17 protein-coding genes are annotated in these 17,559 nt (G+C 57.2%); 4 read left to right on the forward strand and 13 right to left on the reverse strand.

Going from position 1 to position 17,559, the window contains the following annotated elements; all coding sequences use genetic code 11:
- Nucleotides 1-44: 44 nt before the first annotated feature.
- From ACI2I1_RS14150 to ACI2I1_RS14160, 3 genes are read right to left on the reverse strand one after another with little or no spacing between them, the layout of a single operon-like run.
- Nucleotides 45-1,214, reverse strand: coding sequence for an AI-2E family transporter (locus ACI2I1_RS14150; RefSeq protein WP_404679617.1), 1,170 nt, complete (start codon nucleotides 1,212-1,214; stop codon nucleotides 45-47).
- A gap of 52 nt (nucleotides 1,215-1,266) precedes the next feature.
- On the reverse strand, nucleotides 1,267-1,875 hold the full coding sequence (locus ACI2I1_RS14155) for a sigma-70 family RNA polymerase sigma factor (protein WP_221543456.1): 609 nt from the start codon (nucleotides 1,873-1,875) through the stop codon (nucleotides 1,267-1,269).
- On the reverse strand, nucleotides 1,875-2,057 hold the full coding sequence (locus tag ACI2I1_RS14160) for a NepR family anti-sigma factor (RefSeq protein ID WP_404679618.1): 183 nt from the start codon (nucleotides 2,055-2,057) through the stop codon (nucleotides 1,875-1,877). Before ACI2I1_RS14160 ends, ACI2I1_RS14155 begins: the two co-directional genes overlap by 1 nt.
- Nucleotides 2,058-2,292: 235 nt before the next feature.
- Between ACI2I1_RS14160 and ACI2I1_RS14165 the strand changes: the two genes are divergently transcribed.
- Nucleotides 2,293-3,954 carry a CHASE domain-containing protein gene (locus tag ACI2I1_RS14165; RefSeq protein ID WP_404679619.1) on the forward strand — a complete coding sequence of 554 codons (1,662 nt, stop codon included), beginning with the start codon at nucleotides 2,293-2,295 and terminating at the stop codon, nucleotides 3,952-3,954.
- Nucleotides 3,955-4,165: 211 nt separating this feature from the next.
- Here ACI2I1_RS14165 and ACI2I1_RS14170 read toward each other — a convergent pair whose 3' ends face one another.
- The gene (locus tag ACI2I1_RS14170; RefSeq protein WP_404679620.1) at nucleotides 4,166-4,957 is read right to left on the reverse strand and encodes a response regulator; all 792 of its coding nucleotides are present in this window, start codon (nucleotides 4,955-4,957) and stop codon (nucleotides 4,166-4,168) included.
- A 149-nt stretch (nucleotides 4,958-5,106) separates the two neighbouring features.
- Here ACI2I1_RS14170 and ACI2I1_RS14175 point away from each other — a divergent pair, with 149 nt between their 5' ends.
- Nucleotides 5,107-5,853 carry a Crp/Fnr family transcriptional regulator gene (locus ACI2I1_RS14175; protein ID WP_404679621.1) on the forward strand — a complete coding sequence of 249 codons (747 nt, stop codon included), beginning with the start codon at nucleotides 5,107-5,109 and terminating at the stop codon, nucleotides 5,851-5,853.
- Nucleotides 5,854-6,100: 247 nt separating this feature from the next.
- Here ACI2I1_RS14175 and ACI2I1_RS14180 read toward each other — a convergent pair whose 3' ends face one another.
- Complete coding sequence (locus tag ACI2I1_RS14180; protein ID WP_404679622.1) at nucleotides 6,101-6,529, reverse strand: response regulator; 429 nt, start codon at nucleotides 6,527-6,529, stop codon at nucleotides 6,101-6,103.
- Nucleotides 6,530-6,658: 129 nt separating this feature from the next.
- On the reverse strand, nucleotides 6,659-7,834 hold the full coding sequence (locus ACI2I1_RS14185; RefSeq protein ID WP_404679623.1) for an N-acetyltransferase: 1,176 nt from the start codon (nucleotides 7,832-7,834) through the stop codon (nucleotides 6,659-6,661).
- Nucleotides 7,835-7,978: 144 nt separating this feature from the next.
- Between ACI2I1_RS14185 and ACI2I1_RS14190 the strand changes: the two genes are divergently transcribed.
- The gene (locus ACI2I1_RS14190; RefSeq protein WP_404679624.1) at nucleotides 7,979-9,070 is read left to right on the forward strand and encodes a fatty acid desaturase family protein; all 1,092 of its coding nucleotides are present in this window, start codon (nucleotides 7,979-7,981) and stop codon (nucleotides 9,068-9,070) included.
- A gap of 299 nt (nucleotides 9,071-9,369) precedes the next feature.
- Here the strand turns inward: ACI2I1_RS14190 and ACI2I1_RS14195 are convergent, their stop codons facing one another.
- The 7 genes from ACI2I1_RS14195 to ACI2I1_RS14225 all read right to left on the reverse strand — a co-directional run bounded on the left by ACI2I1_RS14195 (nucleotide 9,370) and on the right by ACI2I1_RS14225 (nucleotide 16,237).
- A complete protein-coding gene (locus ACI2I1_RS14195; protein WP_404679625.1) occupies nucleotides 9,370-9,903 on the reverse strand; it encodes a GNAT family N-acetyltransferase in 534 nt (177 codons plus the stop codon).
- Nucleotides 9,900-10,997 carry an LPS export ABC transporter permease LptG gene (lptG, locus tag ACI2I1_RS14200; RefSeq protein ID WP_404679626.1) on the reverse strand — a complete coding sequence of 366 codons (1,098 nt, stop codon included), beginning with the start codon at nucleotides 10,995-10,997 and terminating at the stop codon, nucleotides 9,900-9,902. Before lptG ends, ACI2I1_RS14195 begins: the two co-directional genes overlap by 4 nt.
- Before the next feature lie 2 nt (nucleotides 10,998-10,999).
- Nucleotides 11,000-12,223, reverse strand: coding sequence for an LptF/LptG family permease (locus ACI2I1_RS14205; protein ID WP_404679627.1), 1,224 nt, complete (start codon nucleotides 12,221-12,223; stop codon nucleotides 11,000-11,002).
- 65 nt (nucleotides 12,224-12,288) lie between these two features.
- The gene (locus ACI2I1_RS14210; protein WP_404679628.1) at nucleotides 12,289-12,690 is read right to left on the reverse strand and encodes a DUF427 domain-containing protein; all 402 of its coding nucleotides are present in this window, start codon (nucleotides 12,688-12,690) and stop codon (nucleotides 12,289-12,291) included.
- Between the two features lie 109 nt (nucleotides 12,691-12,799).
- The gene (gene clpS / locus ACI2I1_RS14215) at nucleotides 12,800-13,162 is read right to left on the reverse strand and encodes an ATP-dependent Clp protease adapter ClpS (RefSeq protein WP_221544117.1); all 363 of its coding nucleotides are present in this window, start codon (nucleotides 13,160-13,162) and stop codon (nucleotides 12,800-12,802) included.
- Between the two features lie 227 nt (nucleotides 13,163-13,389).
- Nucleotides 13,390-14,166 carry a phasin family protein gene (locus ACI2I1_RS14220; protein WP_224813069.1) on the reverse strand — a complete coding sequence of 259 codons (777 nt, stop codon included), beginning with the start codon at nucleotides 14,164-14,166 and terminating at the stop codon, nucleotides 13,390-13,392.
- A gap of 190 nt (nucleotides 14,167-14,356) precedes the next feature.
- The gene (locus ACI2I1_RS14225) at nucleotides 14,357-16,237 is read right to left on the reverse strand and encodes a PHA/PHB synthase family protein (RefSeq protein ID WP_404679629.1); all 1,881 of its coding nucleotides are present in this window, start codon (nucleotides 16,235-16,237) and stop codon (nucleotides 14,357-14,359) included.
- A gap of 136 nt (nucleotides 16,238-16,373) precedes the next feature.
- On the opposite strand from ACI2I1_RS14225, the gene ACI2I1_RS14230 reads away from it, so the two are divergent.
- Nucleotides 16,374-17,558, forward strand: a complete 1,185-nt coding sequence (locus tag ACI2I1_RS14230) for an LL-diaminopimelate aminotransferase (protein ID WP_404679630.1) — start codon at nucleotides 16,374-16,376, stop codon at nucleotides 17,556-17,558.
- The last annotated feature ends 1 nt before the right edge of the window (nucleotide 17,559 follow it).

Below are 17,559 nucleotides of genomic sequence, written 5' to 3' on the forward strand. Positions count from 1 at the left end.
AGATAGTTTAAAGAGGCCGCCGTGCGATTGCAGGGCGGCCTTTTTTATACTTCTGCTTCTGGTTCGGCGGAGAGGTCTAGAAGATTATTGGCGAACAGGGGTTCCCCGAAGATGAAGCCCACCAGATTGGGCCGTCCGACGTGATCGAACAAGGCGGTCAGCATCAGCAGGATGGGCACCGACAGCAAGGCCCCGAATACTCCCCAGATCCATGTGAAATAGGAAAGGGCGATCAGGATCATGACAGGGTTCATAGTGAACCGCGCGCCCAGAATCGACGGCGTCACGACATTGGCTTCGATCGTGTGCAGGCCGAGATAGGCCGCGGCAGGGATCAGGCCAACAAATACCGTGTCGGCCGTGCCGATACCAAAGAGGGCGAGCAGGCCGACCATGACGGTCGGGCCGATATAGGGAAGAAAATTGAGAATGGCCGCAAGGCCGCCCCACATGATGGGGGCGTCGACGCCAAGCGCCCAAGCGCCGAGCGCAACGATGACGCCGACCGCAGCATTGATCCACCCCACCGTCAGGATGTAAGCTGCGACGCGGTCCTGTACCTCGCGCAAAACGCGTGCTGCCTTGATGCTGGTGCCAAAACTCGACCGACCGAACAGCAGCCGCTGTCTGAGCCGTACTCTCGCCTCGATCATGAAGAAGGCCATCAAGAGGGTGAGGATGGTCTCGATCACAAGGCTGGGTGTCGCAAACGCCAGTTCTTCGAGGAGGCTTGGCGTCGCTACTACTACCTCTTGCGATTCTCCCCGGTCCATCAGTTCGGCCAGCTGTTCGTTAATCTGGCCGATCCACGCAAACTGATCGCGCAACTGGGTGAACCGCTCGCCTACCTGATTAAGCATTGCCGGCAGTTCATCAAACAGGACAGTAGCCGGCTGAAGGATCAATGCGAGTGCAAGGATCAGGACCGCGAAAAAGAACAGCAAGGAAATCAGGGCGGAAAGCGCATTGGGCACCCCCCATCCGTTCAGCTTGTCGGCGAGCGGAGAGAGAATGACGGTCAGTATGACCGCGGTCACAACTGGCAGGAAGACCACCGACCCGATCGACAACACGAAGGGGAGCGCGAGAAACAGGCCGATGCCGATCAGCAGGACCAATGCGGATATCAGGCGCAGTTCCTGCTCCGCCAGCGAAAAGCGACCTTCGCCCGGCGCGGTAAGCTTATCCTCTGGGCGGACTGGGCCTTCGCTCATGTGCATTTATCCGGCGATTGGCGCCGAGAGGGCAAGGAGTTCGGCCCCGCCATCAGTTCCGCGAGGAAGACCCCTGTCCGGCAGCGACATCATCAAGTTCCTCAAGTATCGCACGGTGAGCAGTGTCATCGTCGATGGACCGTTTGGGGATCGAGCCATCGGCCAGCATGGCGTTCAGAGCAGAGCGGGCTCGGCCCACACGGCTCTTGATCGTGCCTACCGCACAGCCACAGATATTGGCGGCTTCTTCATAGGAAAAACCACCGGCACCCACGAGCAGTAGTGCTTCGCGCCTCTCGGGCGGAAGCGTCAGCAAGGCGCGATGCATATCGGACAGATGGATCGGTTCTTCCTGACCGGCCGGAGCCGTCAATATCCGCTCGGCCACGGTCTCGTCATATTCGCCGCGGAAGCGATTGCGTCGCATATCAGTGAGATATGCGTTACGCAGGATGACGAATGTCCACGCACGCATGCTTGTCCCGGGCTGGAAGCGTTCCTGTGCGGCCCAAGCTTTCAACAAGGTTTCCTGCACAAGATCGTCCGCCATGTCGGCACGACCGCACAGGCCGCGAGCAAAAGCGCGCAGATGAGGAACGACGTCGGTCAATTCCTGTTTGAAATCGGCCTTCTCGGAGGCCGTACGCTGTTCAGCCCCCATCAGTCCTTACTGTCCAGTTGCGAAAGGAGATCCTTGAAGTTGTCGGGAAGGTCTTCCTCGACAACGGAATCGTAAAGTCGGCGCAGGCCAAGCGCCCAGTCGGGGCGGTCGCCCTCACCGGTTTTCGCTGCCTTGCCACCGCTTGTACCATGTTTGCTTGCGGAAGAATTATCAACGGTCATCGTATAAAGATTTTGTCCCTGGCCTACATAAGCAGGAGCTTTGATCGCCGCCCCACACCCGTGACCCATGATCCCTAGTTTTGGCACAACGCCCTTGTATGCAACAGGTTCCGGCAAAAAGCGAATTGATGATCAGTCGGCAGAAAAATAACGGAACCTTCTTCTGTTCGGCGGATAGATGGGCAAAGCTTAGCTTGTAATATCGTGAGGCATACCGCTGGTTCAAGAAAAACTCATGCGACGTGGGGGGAAGCGGCGTTGGCTCGTGGATTATCCACGGGCAGTGCCGTTGGCTATCTTTCTTTTGGTCGCAGCGGTCACCGTCCTCAGTGTCTTCGCCATAGAGCGAGGGGAGCGTGTCAGGGAAAATGCCGATCTTAGCCGCCAGGCCGATGCCATGGTGTCGGCCATCGAAAGGAGAGCTTACTCCAGCTCCTCATTTTTGCGTGCAGGAGCTGCCTTATTTGGTTCACAGCAAAGCGTTACCGGTGATGTCTTCCGGCAATTCGTCTCTGAGCTGAGGCTCGATGCGGATTACCGCGGAGCTGAAGGGATCGGATGGGCCCCAGCAATCACCGATAACCAGCTTGCAGCAGTGGAGGAGCAGCTGAGTTTCGGGCGCGTGGGCCAGATGAACGTGAGGCCTTCTCTGCAAGACGACCCGCGAAAGCAGCTCGTGCCCGTCCTATTCCTTCAGCCCGACACTCTTCGCAACCGCAAAGCGCTCGGCTTCGACATGTATTCGGAACCCACCAGAAGAGCAGCGATGGACGAGGCTACCCGGACGGTCCGGCCCACGGCCAGCGGGCGGGTCAATCTGGTTCAGGATAGTGGTCCCGACGAGTTCGGTTTCATTATTTACATGCCAGTTTTTGATGGACGCGGCGCCCAGCGGAGCTTGAAAGGCTTCGTATACAGCCCGTTCAACGCCTCGCAGTTTCTTACCTCCGCTTCAGAACTGATCACTTCACCAGAAGCTGCATTCCGTTTTTTCGACGTTTCGGGCGGCAAGCCGCTCTTAATGGTGGAGACGGAAAACTGGGTCGATGATGGGCATACCGTGGAACGCGATGTCGATCTGGCCAATCGGCGCATGTTGCTGGTGGTTCAGTCAAAGCGGGACATGGCCCTTTCGCCCCTCTCTCTCATCACCTTGCTTTTCGGCCTCGCGGTCGCGAGCCTACTGCTTGTAGTGGCCCGCCTTCTTACCCAGCAAGCAGAGGAAGATAGTCGGTCGCTGGAATGGTTCGCTCAACAGAACTCCATTCGCAATTCACTGACGCGCGAGTTAAATCATCGAGTGAAAAACACTCTCGCGAATGTGCTGTCGATCGTGTCGCTTACGCGCCGCAGGGCGGAGAGCCTGGATGAGTTTGCCGAGGGCATAGACAATCGCATCCGCGCGCTTTCCGCGACCCACGACCTGCTTACCCAGTCTGAGTGGGGGACAACGCCAATTGCAGCGGTCATATCGGTAGAGCTCGCTCCCTATATAAACGCGAATGATCACGAAGTGGTGGCGAAAGGCCCGGACGTCGAACTTGCACCCAACGATGCGCTGTCCCTTGGCCTTGCCATTCACGAACTGGCGACCAATGCGGCGAAATTCGGCGCTTTGTCATGCAGTGGAGGACAAGTGTCCGTCACGTGGGAACTTGTAAACCCGCACCTTGCACGCATCGAGTGGATTGAGAGCAACGGACCCAATGTTGAACCACCCACCAAGCGTGGCTTCGGTATCGATCTGATTGAAAAGATCGTCGCTCACGAGCTCCGGCATCCAGTTGAGCTCGAATTCGACCCGAAGGGCGTACGCTGCCGATTGATGGCTGCCGTGCGCGAGCCGAGCGAGTTTGCCCTCCGTAGCAAATATGCCGCAGCCAAACTCGACCAGTGAGACCTCGGCTAGACCGGTGACCCGCTAGCTCCGCAAGATGGTGCCGTTGCGGGTGATCTTCTGTCCCAGCCCTGACTAGATACGCTTTAAGAGCATCGCCCGTGAGCTTCCGCAGGCTTCAGTGAAATTGTGCGGCGAAACACCCAGTTGCAACGCAAGAAGGCCGCCCGAATAGCTCCGGGCGGCCTTCTTGTTGGCAATATTGGGTGCGTCAGCCCAGTGGCCGGCTTGATCCGAAGAAAAGGGCCTGGCTGATCGCAGCACGGACCGTCTGTTCCTGAAACGGCTTCGTCACGAGATATGTCGGTTCGGGACGGTCGCCAGTGAGAAGGCGCTCAGGATAGGCCGTGATGAAAATTACCGGGACGCTATCGATAGCGAGGATATCGTCCACCGCATCCAGTCCCGAGGAGCCATCTGCCAACTGGATGTCGGCCAGCACCAATCCAGGCGTCTTTTGCGCCACAACTTCCTGAGCCTGCGTGCGCGTGGCTGCCGTTCCGCAAACTTCGTGGCCAAGGGAGGTCACGAGGTCTTCCAGCTGCATGGAGATAAGCGGCTCGTCCTCGATGATGAGGACACTGGTTGCGCTCTCGCGATCGATTTCTCCGACCGCTTCCTGCACGAGACGTTCGATCTCGTCAGATTCCAGCTCCATGATCTCGCCAGCCTGCTCGACCGAGAAATCCTCCAGAGTGGTAAGCAGCAACGCCTGACGGTTCAGGGGCGTGATCGACTTCAGTCGATCCTGAGCGGCGCCTTCGTGCCCGGCTTCGCTGTCGACTTCGGGCACATCCATGTAGGCACTGGACCACACCTTGTTGAAAGCGCGATATAGTGGAACTCGACCGCCTTCGAGAGACGATTTGAGTTGTTCATCAGCCAACGCCGCCTCGAGAGTGGCGCGGACAAAGGCATCTCCAGTTGCCTGCGAGCCGGTCAGGGCTCGCGCGTAGCGGCGGAGATAAGGTAAGTTTTTAGCAATCTGGTCACCAAGCGACATATAACCCCTTCCGTGGTTTGCGCGTGCTGAACGCCCCGTATCAGCTTAGGTTCCGTCAATCACCGGGAAATCCCATGATTTGACAAACGGACTTTTTCTTACGACGGAAACGAGAACAGCTTGTACTAACTGAGGCATGGGGGCCTGCCTTGCTCGACGTCGCCGATCCACATAATTGCGTTCATTGCCCACTTCAAGAATGCGAGGCTCTGCGTCCGCTCGATGAAGCGCAGGCTCATTATATAAATTCGATAAAAAAGGGGGAGTTCCTTCTTGTTCGCGGCGAAAGCCTCCTGACGGAAGCCGAGAACGGCAGGCATCTTTACACCATTCTGGAAGGCGTCTTTATCCGGTTTCGCTCGCTCGAGGATGGACGAAGGCAGATCGTCAACTTCATGTTCCCTGGCGATCTGGTCGGGCTGCAGGCGGCTTTCGATAATCCCGCGAACCATTCGGTCGAAGCATTAACACCGGCCCGTGTGTGTTTTTTCGACCGAGCCGATTTCGTGAAGCTCATCCAGGATAGTCCCCGCCTAGGCTACGACGTCACGTGGCTCGCAGCGAAGGAAGAGACTGCGCTGGAAAATCACATCGTGTCGCTGGGGCAGCGTAGTGCAAGAGAACGCGTGATATTTCTGGCCATTTGGCTGATCGATCGGGCCCAGGCCACAGGCGTCGCGGCAGAAGGCAACAAGCTGGCCCTGTCGCTTACGCAATCCCAGGTCGCCGACATGCTTGGTTTGTCACTGGTCCATACTAACCGGACTATGCGCGCCCTTCATCTCGATGGTTTGGTGGAGTGGGGTCAGAAAGAGATCTGCATTCCGGACATGGATGCAGCGGCGGATTTGGTCGGCTTTTCGCGTAGTGGGGAAGGGCAGCGCCCCTATATTTGATCTATGGTGCATGGTGGTTTGAAAAAAATCTTGATCGCTGGGAACCCGGTTCTTGCTGGCTCATTTACCCTATGTCACCGCCGAGACCCCCCTCCCGTCCAAGCGGCAGGTGATATGATCCCGAAAGGCCTTCGCTCAAAAAGAGCGGAGGCCTTTTTTCTTGATGGTTCCGATCACAAAGTTCGCTGAGGCTGCCTGGCTCCCAGGGCCGCACATCTAATAGCGATATTCATTGGCCTTTGATTTGTCAGTCGTGCGCCAGTTTGCTGCGCAGACGGGAGATGATCCCCTCGCGCTTGGGCTCGGTGAGCAATTTCACCAGAACCTCCGGCTCATACGGCTTTTCAAGCACCGTGCCCAATCCCGCGATCTCTTCCGGAATATCTTCCGGCATACCTGTCGAGAATATTATGCGAGGACTGTCAGGCCCCAGGGTGCGGACCAGTTCCGCTATTGCCCAGCCATCGTCCCGATCTGCCAAATGCACATCGAGAATTATGACATCGGGTTGCTTGCGCCGGAGTGCCGCAAGAGCCTTATCGGTCGTGGGGCAGATTTCCACTTCGGGAACGCCGGCATCGGTCAGGGTCTGCTCTATCGTCAGTCCGATAATTGCGTCGTCTTCCACGACCAGAACATGGCGGGGGAGTTGGGCTGGGATTGATTTTTTGTTCACGCGGCCCTTGTCGATCTCTCAATGGGTAGCGCCAGCTTTGGTGGCACTGTTTTCTTCGAACGGCGATGGAAGCGTGGGAGTTCCCGACCACGCCGGTCTACTGGCCCGTGTTGCTTACCGGCAACTGCTTCAGCTTTCAGAGGTCGCTTTCTCGTAAATGACGTATTCGCGATTGATCGAGCTTTGGATGGTCTCAGCGATAGCTTTCATGCCCTTGTTGTCGTCGAGTATCCAACCGATTTCCGCTCTTTCGCTGCCATAATCGGCGGTCGCATTGCGGCGGATCAATTCGATCATCATGAAAGCGAGCTGGCTTGCAAGACGGGAGTTCTGAAACTCTTTCAACACCCCCATGAGCGGGACACGCATACCTGCGCCCATCGGCTTTCTCAGCCAACCCAGAAGCTTGATCCAACCGAACGGAAACAATTTCCCATCGATCCTCTTGAGGACTTCGTTCATATCCGGAAGGACCATCATGAATGCCACTGGCGTTCGATCCAGTTCGGCGATCATATTGAGATTTGGCTTGATGATCGGTTTCATCTTTTTCGCAGCATGAGCGATCTCGGCCTCCGTAAACGGGATAAAACCCCAATTATCCGACCATGCATCGTTCAGGATATGCAGCACTGTACGGATTTCCGTGTCCCACTGTTTCATATCGATAGGCCGGATCAAGATGCGCTCGTTGCGCTCGCCGGAAGCGACGATCCGCTGGACTAGCTTCGGGAATTCCTGAACGATGTTAAGGTCGTAGGTATAGAGCCGCTTGGCTTCTTCCAGCCCGAAACTTTCCATCCAGCTTCCGTAATGGGCAGGGTGGTGACCCATCATGATCATGGGAGAATGGTCCTGTCCGCGAACGAGTAGCCCGGGCTCTTCCCAGATGGACAGCGAGATTGGGCCGAGCATGCGGTTCATGCCTTCGTTGCGCAGCCATTGGCTCGCCTTCGAAAGCAGCGCGTGCGCGATTTCTTCATCTTCCGCGTCGAAATAGCCGAACATGCCGGTGCCTGGACCCATTCCTTGTTCACGAGGGAGCTCAAGGGCGAGATGATCGATATGGGCGGAAATGCGGCCTACCGGGTGTCCATCGCGGAACGCGATGAACAATTCGACCGTTGCGTGACCGAAAAAAGGGTTGTTGTCTGGATCGACCAGCTCGAGCTGTTCAGAGCGCAGCTGCGGAACGTAATGCGGTTCGCGTAAAGCGAACTGGCGGCCAAGATCGACGAACTCGGCGCGTCTTTTCTTGCCTTTTACCGGCGCGATTACGATATTGCTCTGGCTCACCTGTCTCATCCTTGTTCAGCCGCGGTTAGCCCTGTCTATGGCACCGCACAAAAGTCAAGGAAGCCTGAGCGGACACCGATATCTGTAATCGAAGGGCCGGGCTGTAATTCTGCGACTTTGTGCGCTATGGGCGCGGCCTCCGGAACGATCATTATGAACGCAGAACCAAATTTTGCCACTGCCTCAAGCGCAGCTATTACTCGCCAGCCTGGCTGGTTGTCACAGATCGCCGATGACAAGGCGATGCTGCGCGCTGCCCGCGATCTGACGAAGGATATCGCCGAACACCGAGCAAGTGTTTACTGGGCAGACATGGTCGGCTCTGCGCTGATCGGCTATGGCGCGCTGGCAGGCGCTGTTTTGGTCGATAACACTTTGCTGGCAATCGTTTCCGCGGTGGTCTCGGTTCTGGCGCTGTATCGGGCGCTCTTGTTCATTCATGAAATCTCGCATTTCCGAAATGGAGCGATGCGGGGGTTTCGTTCTGCTTGGAACGCGCTTGTGGGCATTCCCATGCTGACGCCCTCCTTCATGTATGAACAGGTTCACACTCTGCACCACAAGCGCACGCAATACGGCACGAGTGCCGATCCGGAATATCTGCCGCTCGCGCTCATGAAGCCGTGGAGTCTGCCGCTATTCGTGATCATCGCCATATTGGCGCCGGTCGCATTGCTGTTTCGTTTTGCCGTACTGGTTCCGCTGGGAGCGATTATCCCGCCGCTTCGGCAACTGACATGGCAGCGGTTGAGCGCACTTGCGATCAATCCCGACTTCCGTCGCCGCCCGCCGGAGGGCGATCTGCCGCGTCGCGTTCTGATCCAGGAAACAGCTGGCATGCTGTGGGCTTGGGCGCTGATCGGCAGCGTCTTCGCTTTCGGCTGGAAACCACTGCTGGTTGCGCTGGCCGTCGCATCGGTCGTGGCGCTGTTAAATCAGCTGCGCACATTGGTCGCGCATTTGTGGGAAAACGAAGGCGAACCGATGACTGTAACCGCGCAGTTCCTCGACAGCGTCAACGTGCCTCCCCCCGGTAGTATTGCGGAACTGTGGGCTCCAGTCGGCTTGCGTTATCATGCCCTGCATCACCTGATGCCCTCCATGCCCTATCATTCGCTGCCAGAGGCGCACCGTCGCTTGGTTGCAGCGCTTGAGACGGATTCCAGTTATCACGGCGCAAACCACGCCGGCATGGGGGTGCTGGTGGCGCGGATCGCGCGAAACACCATGCGTCCGCGCGGCTGACACTACGCCGACTTTCAGCCGAGCAAGAGGCCATCTGCTTCGATTGTGGGATCCAGCCTTTCGTTTTAGCGGCTCTGTCGGGCTAGCTCGTTCAGATCAGCCGATATGATTTTTGTCTCGCCACTATCGTCGTCGGCTGTAGTTTCGACGTGTGTGGTATGAACGCGGTCCCTGTCAGTCTCTGACATACGCAAGGCTTGGCGTCACTGCATGCGGCCTGGGCCGGATGTGCAGTTAGGCAGTAGGCATGAGTTTGATCGGGCCCGATTTCCTTGGTGGACATCTTCCGGCGGAAACAGTCAGGCGTTCTCGTCGAGGCCGAGGAACTTTATCATCGCGACGCGGCGTTCGCGGGGTAGACCATCCTCGACCTCTTGCTCGATGTTTGCTGCTAGTCGTGGATGAGCGCTTAGATCGGTGACGGTTTTGAAGCCATGCCGGATATAGAAGGGCCCATTCCATGGAACGTCGGCAAAAGTCGTCGACGTAATCGCCCGAAAGCCGGAATTATGTGCGTCAATCGTGGCCGCTCGTAAGAGGATCGCACCGATGCCATTACGCTGATAGTCGGGGTGAACGGAGAATTCGCGAATATCGAGTTCGCGGTGAAAGGGCTCGGTTGAAATAAATCCCACAAGCGTGCCTGCACTCTCCGCCACAAGGCAATGACCCTTGCGAATTAACCGGCGCTGTTCCGGGGCGCTAAGTGCTTGAGTGCCGGCAATACCTGCCAGTCCATCAACTGTTTTGAACAATTCGCCTGCCGCGGTTTCGATCGCGGGGAGGTAATCCGCATCCTCGGCCCGGGCCAGGCGGATGTGCCATTCGGTCATTCTTCTGTTCGGATGAGGACTGTCTCACCGATAAGTGCGAACAGGAAGAACGGGGCCCAGGCAGCAAGAAACGGAGGATAGCTACCGAAATTGCCGAGGGCGAGCGCGGCATTGTCGACCACGAAATACGCGAAACCCAAAGCCATGCCGATCAGCGCGCGAACGAAGAGCGCGCCCGACCGGGCCAAACCGAACGCGGCCACTGCGCCAAGAAGTGGCATCAGAAAAGATGATAGTGGACCCGATAGCTTGTGCCACCATTTGGCCCGCATTTCGCCGGTTCTGCGACCAGCCTCCTCGAATGCTGAGATCTGGTCACCAAGCTCCCAGAACGGCACCGCATCAGGATCCACTTTCGCCAGATCAATCTGAGCCGGCGTAAGTTGCGTGCCGACGAGCATGCGTTCGGTTTCCCGCTGAGAAGCACTGGCGACGTCGAAGCGGGTTACATCTTCCAGTTGCCAGCCCGGCCCGGCATATCGTGCGCTGGCGGCTTCGATCTGCTCCACGATTGCCCCGTCAGCACTCCGCCGATACCAGGTAACATCCCGCATACGGATGTTCTCCCCACTGCCCGTCAACTGAGCAGCAGTGAGAATATTGGTTCCATCGGTCAGATAGACATCTGCGCGAACCTGCGATTCTTCGGGGATGGGACCGAAATCGGCTGCATCCCATGCCTTGAGCGTCGCCGTCGCGCGCGTGACTACCCGTTCGTTGAAGATGAAGCTGACCCCGCCCATTACGAGCGCCGTCAGCAGAAGGGGGGCGAGCACCTGATGAGCAGAAAGCCCTGCGGCTTTCATCGCGATTACTTCGGAATTCTGGTTCAGCGTCACCAAGGTGATCAGCGTAGCCAGCAGCACCGAATAGGGAAGGAAACGCTGGACCAATTGAGGGATTCGGAGGCCCGCATATGTCAGCAATTCGCCTTGGCCATTTCCCGGGACGGCGAGAATCTCTCCGCTGGTGGAAAGCAGATCGAGCATCATCAGCACCAGAACCAGCATCGCCAGGACAGCCAGGATCCGAACCACGAACAATTTGGCAAGATAGACGGTGAGCGTGCGCGACGGGAAGAAATCAAGCTGCATGATCAGTCCTCGCCTTCCTCGCCAACCACAACGCGGCGGCGCCTGCGGAACAGCTTGCCGATGCGTTTGGCGATTTTCGAGAACCAGTTTTCCAGCGCGCCGATCGCTTGTCCGCCCGGAACGAACGCGACGCGATAATACATCCACAGGATGAGAGAGGCGAACAGCAGGAACGGCACCCAAAGGGCCAACAGGGGATCGACCATTCCCAAGGCACCTACGTCTTCGCCATATTGGTTTACCTTGTGATAGGCGACGACCATCACGATCGAGATGAAAACGCCGAGCGCGCTTGTACTGCGCTTGGGCGGGATGCCGAGGGCGACTGCCAGCAAGGGCATGAGAGCCATCATCACGACTTCCACGAGCCTGAAGTTGAAACTGGCCTGAGAAGCGGCGCGCTTGCTCCTGGGCTCGTCATCTGCCCATCCCATACGGAGCAATTCGGGCAGGATATATTCTCGTTCATCCTCTCCGCGCGACCGAAATTCTTCGATCGCCGGAAGATCGATTGGCAAATCATGGCGGGTGAAGGTCAGCACTCTGGGATCCTGCTGCCCGGTGTCCTGCACGATCGTTCCATCTGTAAGGCGTAGGATGATCGTATCGGGATCGTCGGTTGTGGCTAGAAAGGAGCCTGACTTTGCGCTGATCGAGAGGACCTGACCTTTGTCGTTGGCAACACGCGCGAAAATGCCCTTCAATTCACGCCCGTCATCCTCGCTCATTTCAATTCTGAGAGCCATGCGGTCTGCGATGGTATTGAACTCACCGACCTTTACCGAAGCGCCGAGCGCCCCCGATCGCAGATCGTATTCCAACCGTTCGTAGGTGAAGCGGCTCACCGGCTGGATAAAGAATACCAAGGCGATGTTGACCGCCATCAGCGCAGCAGTGATCAGGTAAGGAACCCGCAGGAGGCGGCCATACGATAGACCGACTGCGCGAAACACGTCGAGTTCGCTGGTTGTCGCCAATTTACGAAACGCGAGCAGTATACCCAGCAGCAATCCCAGCGGGATCGCCAGGCTGGCGTATTCCGGCATGAGCGTGGCGAGCATCTTGAAGACTACCCCTACGGGACCGCCCTCGACTGCGACAAAATCGAGGAGACGCAACATCTTGTCGAGCACGAGAAGAGAGGCGGCGAGCGCAAAGACGCCGAGCATCGGCACGATAACTAGCCGAAAGATGTAGCGGTCGATTGCGGGAATGAAATTGAACACTCGGTTTCCGGCCTGTGGGTCGTGTGGGCCGAGGCCCTAGCGCGAAAATAGGCGCGCGTCATGTCTTACCAGTATCGGCTACCTGGTACGCCCTTGAACGGCCCTGCTTCACGACTGGTAATCCATCCGCCGTAAAAGCCACCAGGCTGTGGGAGCGCTCTTTCCCCGTCAACCAAGCATTCGTCGAACGGTGAAGGATAGAAGGCATAATAGCCCGCGATTGGTCTAAAAGCCGTAGCCGGGTCGGGGTAGCACCAGCAAGCAGCTTGGATGCGCTCGTCACTCAAGACAACGTCCCAATATCTTGCTTGGCCTTTCCATTCGCAGAGCGATCGATGCGGATTTGGGGCGAGAAATTCGGTAGCTACATCCTCGGGCGGCAAATAATAAGTCGGCGGATGGCTCGTTTCCAAGGTGCGCCATGCCTTGCGGGTTTCTGCAAGCGTCTCGCCATTGTGACGGATCACGATATGCCGATCTGAAGGTTCGGCGATTGCCGGACGCGGGTAGTCCCAGACACTTTCCTGCCCTTCGGCGATCGGATCGGGTTCTGGGTGACCGAAGAATGCTATCGGCTCAGGCCTTTTCCAACGTACATTGGAGAGGATGCTGGTTTTGCCGAGCGAAATCCATCACTTGGTTCACCTTCGTTTCGGCAACTTCGTACGGAAAAATCCCGCACACCCCGACACCCTTTTGATGGACGTGAAGCATGACTCGAGTGGCCTCTTCCATGTCCATTCTGAAAAAGCGCTTCAGCACGATGACGACGAATTCCATGGGCGTGTAGTCGTCATTCAGAAGCAATACCTTGTATTGACTGGGCTTCTTTGGCTTGGCGCGGGTTTTTGTGGCGACATTCGCCTGACCGTCACCCTCGGCTGGATCGTCGTCGCCGGTCGAAGCCGCTATCGTAAAATGGTGGTAAGGGTGGATCATCACAGGGCCAATATCGTATCGGCTGGCGAAATCGCAAGCGCGGAAACCAGCTTGGTTCGATTGATGGATTGCAGCCCAGCACGATCCCATCTTGATGTGGGGAAGGAACCGGGACGACTGTCGAAAACGAAACGGGCCGAACGGCAATTAATGCCATTCGACCCGCGTTTTTCAACCACCGGGCAAGGGAGAGGAGAGAAGCCCCCGGTGTATTGAAGCTTGTTTGATCAGGCCGCTGTGCGGACCTTTTCTGCAGCGAGGCTCATACGGTTGGAGAGCGGCGCGAAGGCATCGTTTACCAGCTTCAGCATGGTTTCGGTGTTCTTCGATGCGGTCGAAACCATGGCGTCGAAATTGCGACGCGCAATCTCACCTTGAAGCTGGAACAGATCGGTCGGCGACTTCACGGCAGCCATGCTCTTTACGTCGCCCTGTACGGTGTCGGCGGCAGACTTCGCCTCTTCGACATAAGCACGTCCCATGTCCTGCATGCCCGAAGCCAAGATCTTGCCGCTTTCGACGAGGGCTTCGAGATTGCCTTTCTGGAACTCGACAGCTTCTTTGGTCATCTCGGTGCTTTTTTCATAGGCGGCCTTGGCGCGGCTTTGCATTTCATCAGCCATATCCTTTGCGGTGGCTGCGTAATCAGCGGTTTTTTCTGGTTTGGCATTGGCCATGATGGTTTCCTTTAACTTGGTAATCGAGGGGGGGGAGGTTTCTGGAGCAGAAGGCTTGACCGCCTTCTTTGAACCGCTCTTCCGGGAAGAAGCTTTCTTTTTGGAAAGCGTCTTGGGCGCGTCCGCAGGTCTGGTTTTAGTCTGACCCGAAGTGGAACTCGCAGGAGCGGCAACTGCTTTCGCTACTGCATCGACTTCCACCGGACCGGAGCTTTTCGCTTCCACCGCCTTGCCAACGGTTTTGGCATTCGCCGTAACAGCTTTGTCGACGGCGTCGTTGTAAGCTTTTTCAGTCGCAGCGGCGCTCTTGTCCTGATCTTCGGCCATCGGAATAACCTCGTCTTTGTTGCACTGCACAAAATAGGCATGGCGGCAGCAAAGTCAAGAAAATTGTGCAGTGCACAATGGCCGGGTTCGTTTCATTCCAGTCGATAAAGCTCGAGTCGCCTGAACCCGGCAACGGGCACGTGCTTCAACAAGCTGATCTTCCGACGTTCCCCGCCTGGAGAACAGCGGTCTACCGGGTTATGACATACCGCCCCGGCGCATCTTCGATGGTTTTATCACCTTTGCTGCCCGGCTTGCGTTTCCCGGTAGCGGGTACGGTTGTCGCGTCCTGACTGCGCAGCCATTCAATCCAGTCGGGCCACCAACTGCCGGGGTGCTCCTCGGCCGTCTCGCGAAAGTCGGCGAGCGTGCGGGGCTCTGCGTCGGTAGTCCAATACTGGTATTTTCCAGATGACGGGGGATTAACCACACCGGCAATATGGCCCGACCCTGCGAGGATAAATTTGACCGGCCCGGAGAATTGCTCTGTCATCCTCCAGACACTTTCGGCCGGTGCGATATGGTCCTCTTTCCCTGCCTGGACGTAAGTGGGTGTCTCGACCAAACCGAGATCTATCGAGGTGCCGTCGATGCTGAGCGCATCGGCCTTCACCAGCAAATTATCCCGGTAGAGGTCACGTAGATATTGTTGATGCCACTTGGCGGGCAGATTGGTGACGTCCCCGTTCCAATGGAGCAAATCGAATGCAGGATACTCCTCACCGAGCAGGTAGTTGTTGACGACATAATTCCAGATCAGATCGGTGCCGCGAAGGAGATTGAATGTCGCCGCCATGTAGCGACCATCCAGATAACCATCTGGAGAAAGCGCCTTGACCGTACCCAGTTGCTGGTCATCCACAAAGTTCAGCAGTTCGCCAGCCTTCTCGAAATCGACTTGCGCTGTGAAGAAAGTCGCGCTTTTCACGCGATGTTCTTCGCTGCGGCGGTGAAGGAGTGCGAGCGTCGCGGCGAGGGTGGTGCCAGCGACGCAGTAACCGATCGTATGTACGCGCGGCACATCGAGACGTTCGCGAATTTGATCGATCGCATCGATCTGCGCTTTGACATAATCGTCCCAGACCACATCTTTCATGCTTGCGTCAGCTGATTTCCAACTGACCATGAAGACGGTCACACCCTGTTCGACCGCCCATTTGACGAAGCTCTTCTTCTCATTGAGGTCGAGTATGTAGAAGCGGTTGATCCACGGTGGAAAGATTACCAGCGGCGTGGACAGCACTTCGTCTGTGCTGGGGTTGTATTGGATAAGCTGATAGAGCGGTGTCTCATAAACCACCTTGCCGGGCGTCGTGGCGATATTTTCACCCAGAGTGAATGCATCCGCGTCGGAATGGCTAAGCTGGCCGCGTCGCGTGTCGGCCAGAAGGTGCTCCATGCCTTTTACCAGATTCTGACCGTGGGTTTCGAGCGTGCGCTCCATTACTACGGGGTTGAGGAGGGGGAAATTGGCGGGACTCGCCGCCTCCGTGAGTGCCCTGGTGGTGAAGCGCAACTGCTCGCGTTGCTGGGGGCTGAGGCCGGTGATGTCGTCCGCCATCTGCTCCATTCGCTCAGCTAGAAAGAGATAGGTTTGATGGATGAGCGCATAAGCGGGATGCGCGCGCCACTTCTCATCCGCGAACCGCCGGTCTTTCCGGGGAAGTTCTACATCGTCGGTGGCACTATCCGTTGCTTTTGGCCCCAACCCATACTGGCCCAGCACATCGGACCAAAGTTTCATTCCCTCGTCCCACAGGGCCTGCTGCTGTTCCGCCTGGGCGATCGGCATCTGCTTGTACCAGTCGCTCGCCAGAGCGATCCAGCGTGAGGGATCGAAATAGGGCACCAAGGCTTGCGGATTGCTCATCTGCTCAGCCTGGAATTGCGCCCATAATGCCTGCAATTGCGCACTTGATTCGGCCCAGGCCTGCATATCTTCCGGCCCCATTGACTGGTTTCCCGTCATGGCCGCCGGATCCATTGCGCCTGTCATCGGGGCGAAGAGGGCGCGCATCAATTTTGCGGGCTGTTCATAGAGGTTGGTGAACGGATCGGGTGTCTCGGCCATGTCTCTCCCCTTCAGGCGCGAAGCAGCACTTGATAGGTCTCTACGATAATTCTCTGGCTCGCAAGAGCGAGCACCTTTGCGTGTGAGGCCCGAATAGGTAATCAGTATGACTCTAACTACGCGCAACGGAGCCTAAATGTCCGACGAATTTTACCGCATCAAACGCCTGCCTCCTTATGTGATTGCAGAGGTGAACGCGATGCGGCACGCGGCGCGGCAAGCTGGGCGTGACATAATCGACCTGGGGATGGGCAACCCCGATCATCCCCCGCCGCAGCACATCGTCGACAAGCTGTGCGAAGTCGCCCAGAAGCCGAGCGCCCACGGATATTCGCAGTCAAAGGGCATCCCTGGGCTCAGGAAAGCCCAGGCGAATTATTATCAGTCCCGCTTTGGGGTGGAGCTGGACCCAGACTGCGAAGTCGTGGTCACGATGGGTTCGAAGGAAGGACTTTCTTCGATGGCCACCGCTATTACGGCGCCGGGTGACGTGATCCTCGCACCCAGTCCCAGCTATCCCATCCACACCTTTGGCTTCATCATCGCTGGCGCCACCATTCGTTCCGTCCCGACCACGCCCGACGAACGCTACTGGCAGGCGCTCGACAGCGCGATGGCTTATACCGTCCCACGGCCAACCGTTCTGGTGGTAAACTATCCCAGCAATCCCACTGCGGAAGTTGTCGATGCTGCATTTTACCAGCGTGTCGTGGACTGGGCCAAGGAAAACAATGTCTGGGTGCTTTCCGACCTCGCCTATTCAGAGCTTTACTACGACGGCAAGCCCACACCCTCGATCCTCCAGGCAAAAGGCGCCAAGGATGTGGCAGTCGAGTTCACGTCGATGTCCAAGACCTATTCCATGGCCGGATGGCGCATGGGATTCGCAGTCGGCAATGCAAAACTGATTGCCGCGCTGACCCGCGTGAAGAGTTACCTCGATTATGGCGCATTCACGCCCATCCAGGCCGCGGCTTGCGCTGCACTTAATGGCCCGCAGGACATAGTGGAACAAAACCGGCAGCGCTATCAGCACCGCCGCGATGTCATGGTAGAAAGCTTCGGGCGCGCTGGTTGGGACATTCCCGTCCCGGCTGCGAGCATGTTTGCCTGGGCGCCTCTTCCCCCGGGATTCAAGCACATGGGCAGCCTCGAATTTTCCAAACAATTGCTGGAGCATGCTGGCGTCGCGGTCGCTGCTGGGGTGGGCTATGGCGAAGAGGGCGAGGGTTTCGTCCGGATCGCGATGGTCGAAAACGAACAGCGTATCCGGCAGGCAGCGCGCAACATCAAAAAATTTCTGGCGGAACACGCACGTTGAA

Origin of the sequence: Qipengyuania sp. NPDC077563 (assembly GCF_044901345.1) — a bacterium.
Classification (GTDB): domain Bacteria; phylum Pseudomonadota; class Alphaproteobacteria; order Sphingomonadales; family Sphingomonadaceae; genus Qipengyuania; species Qipengyuania aestuarii.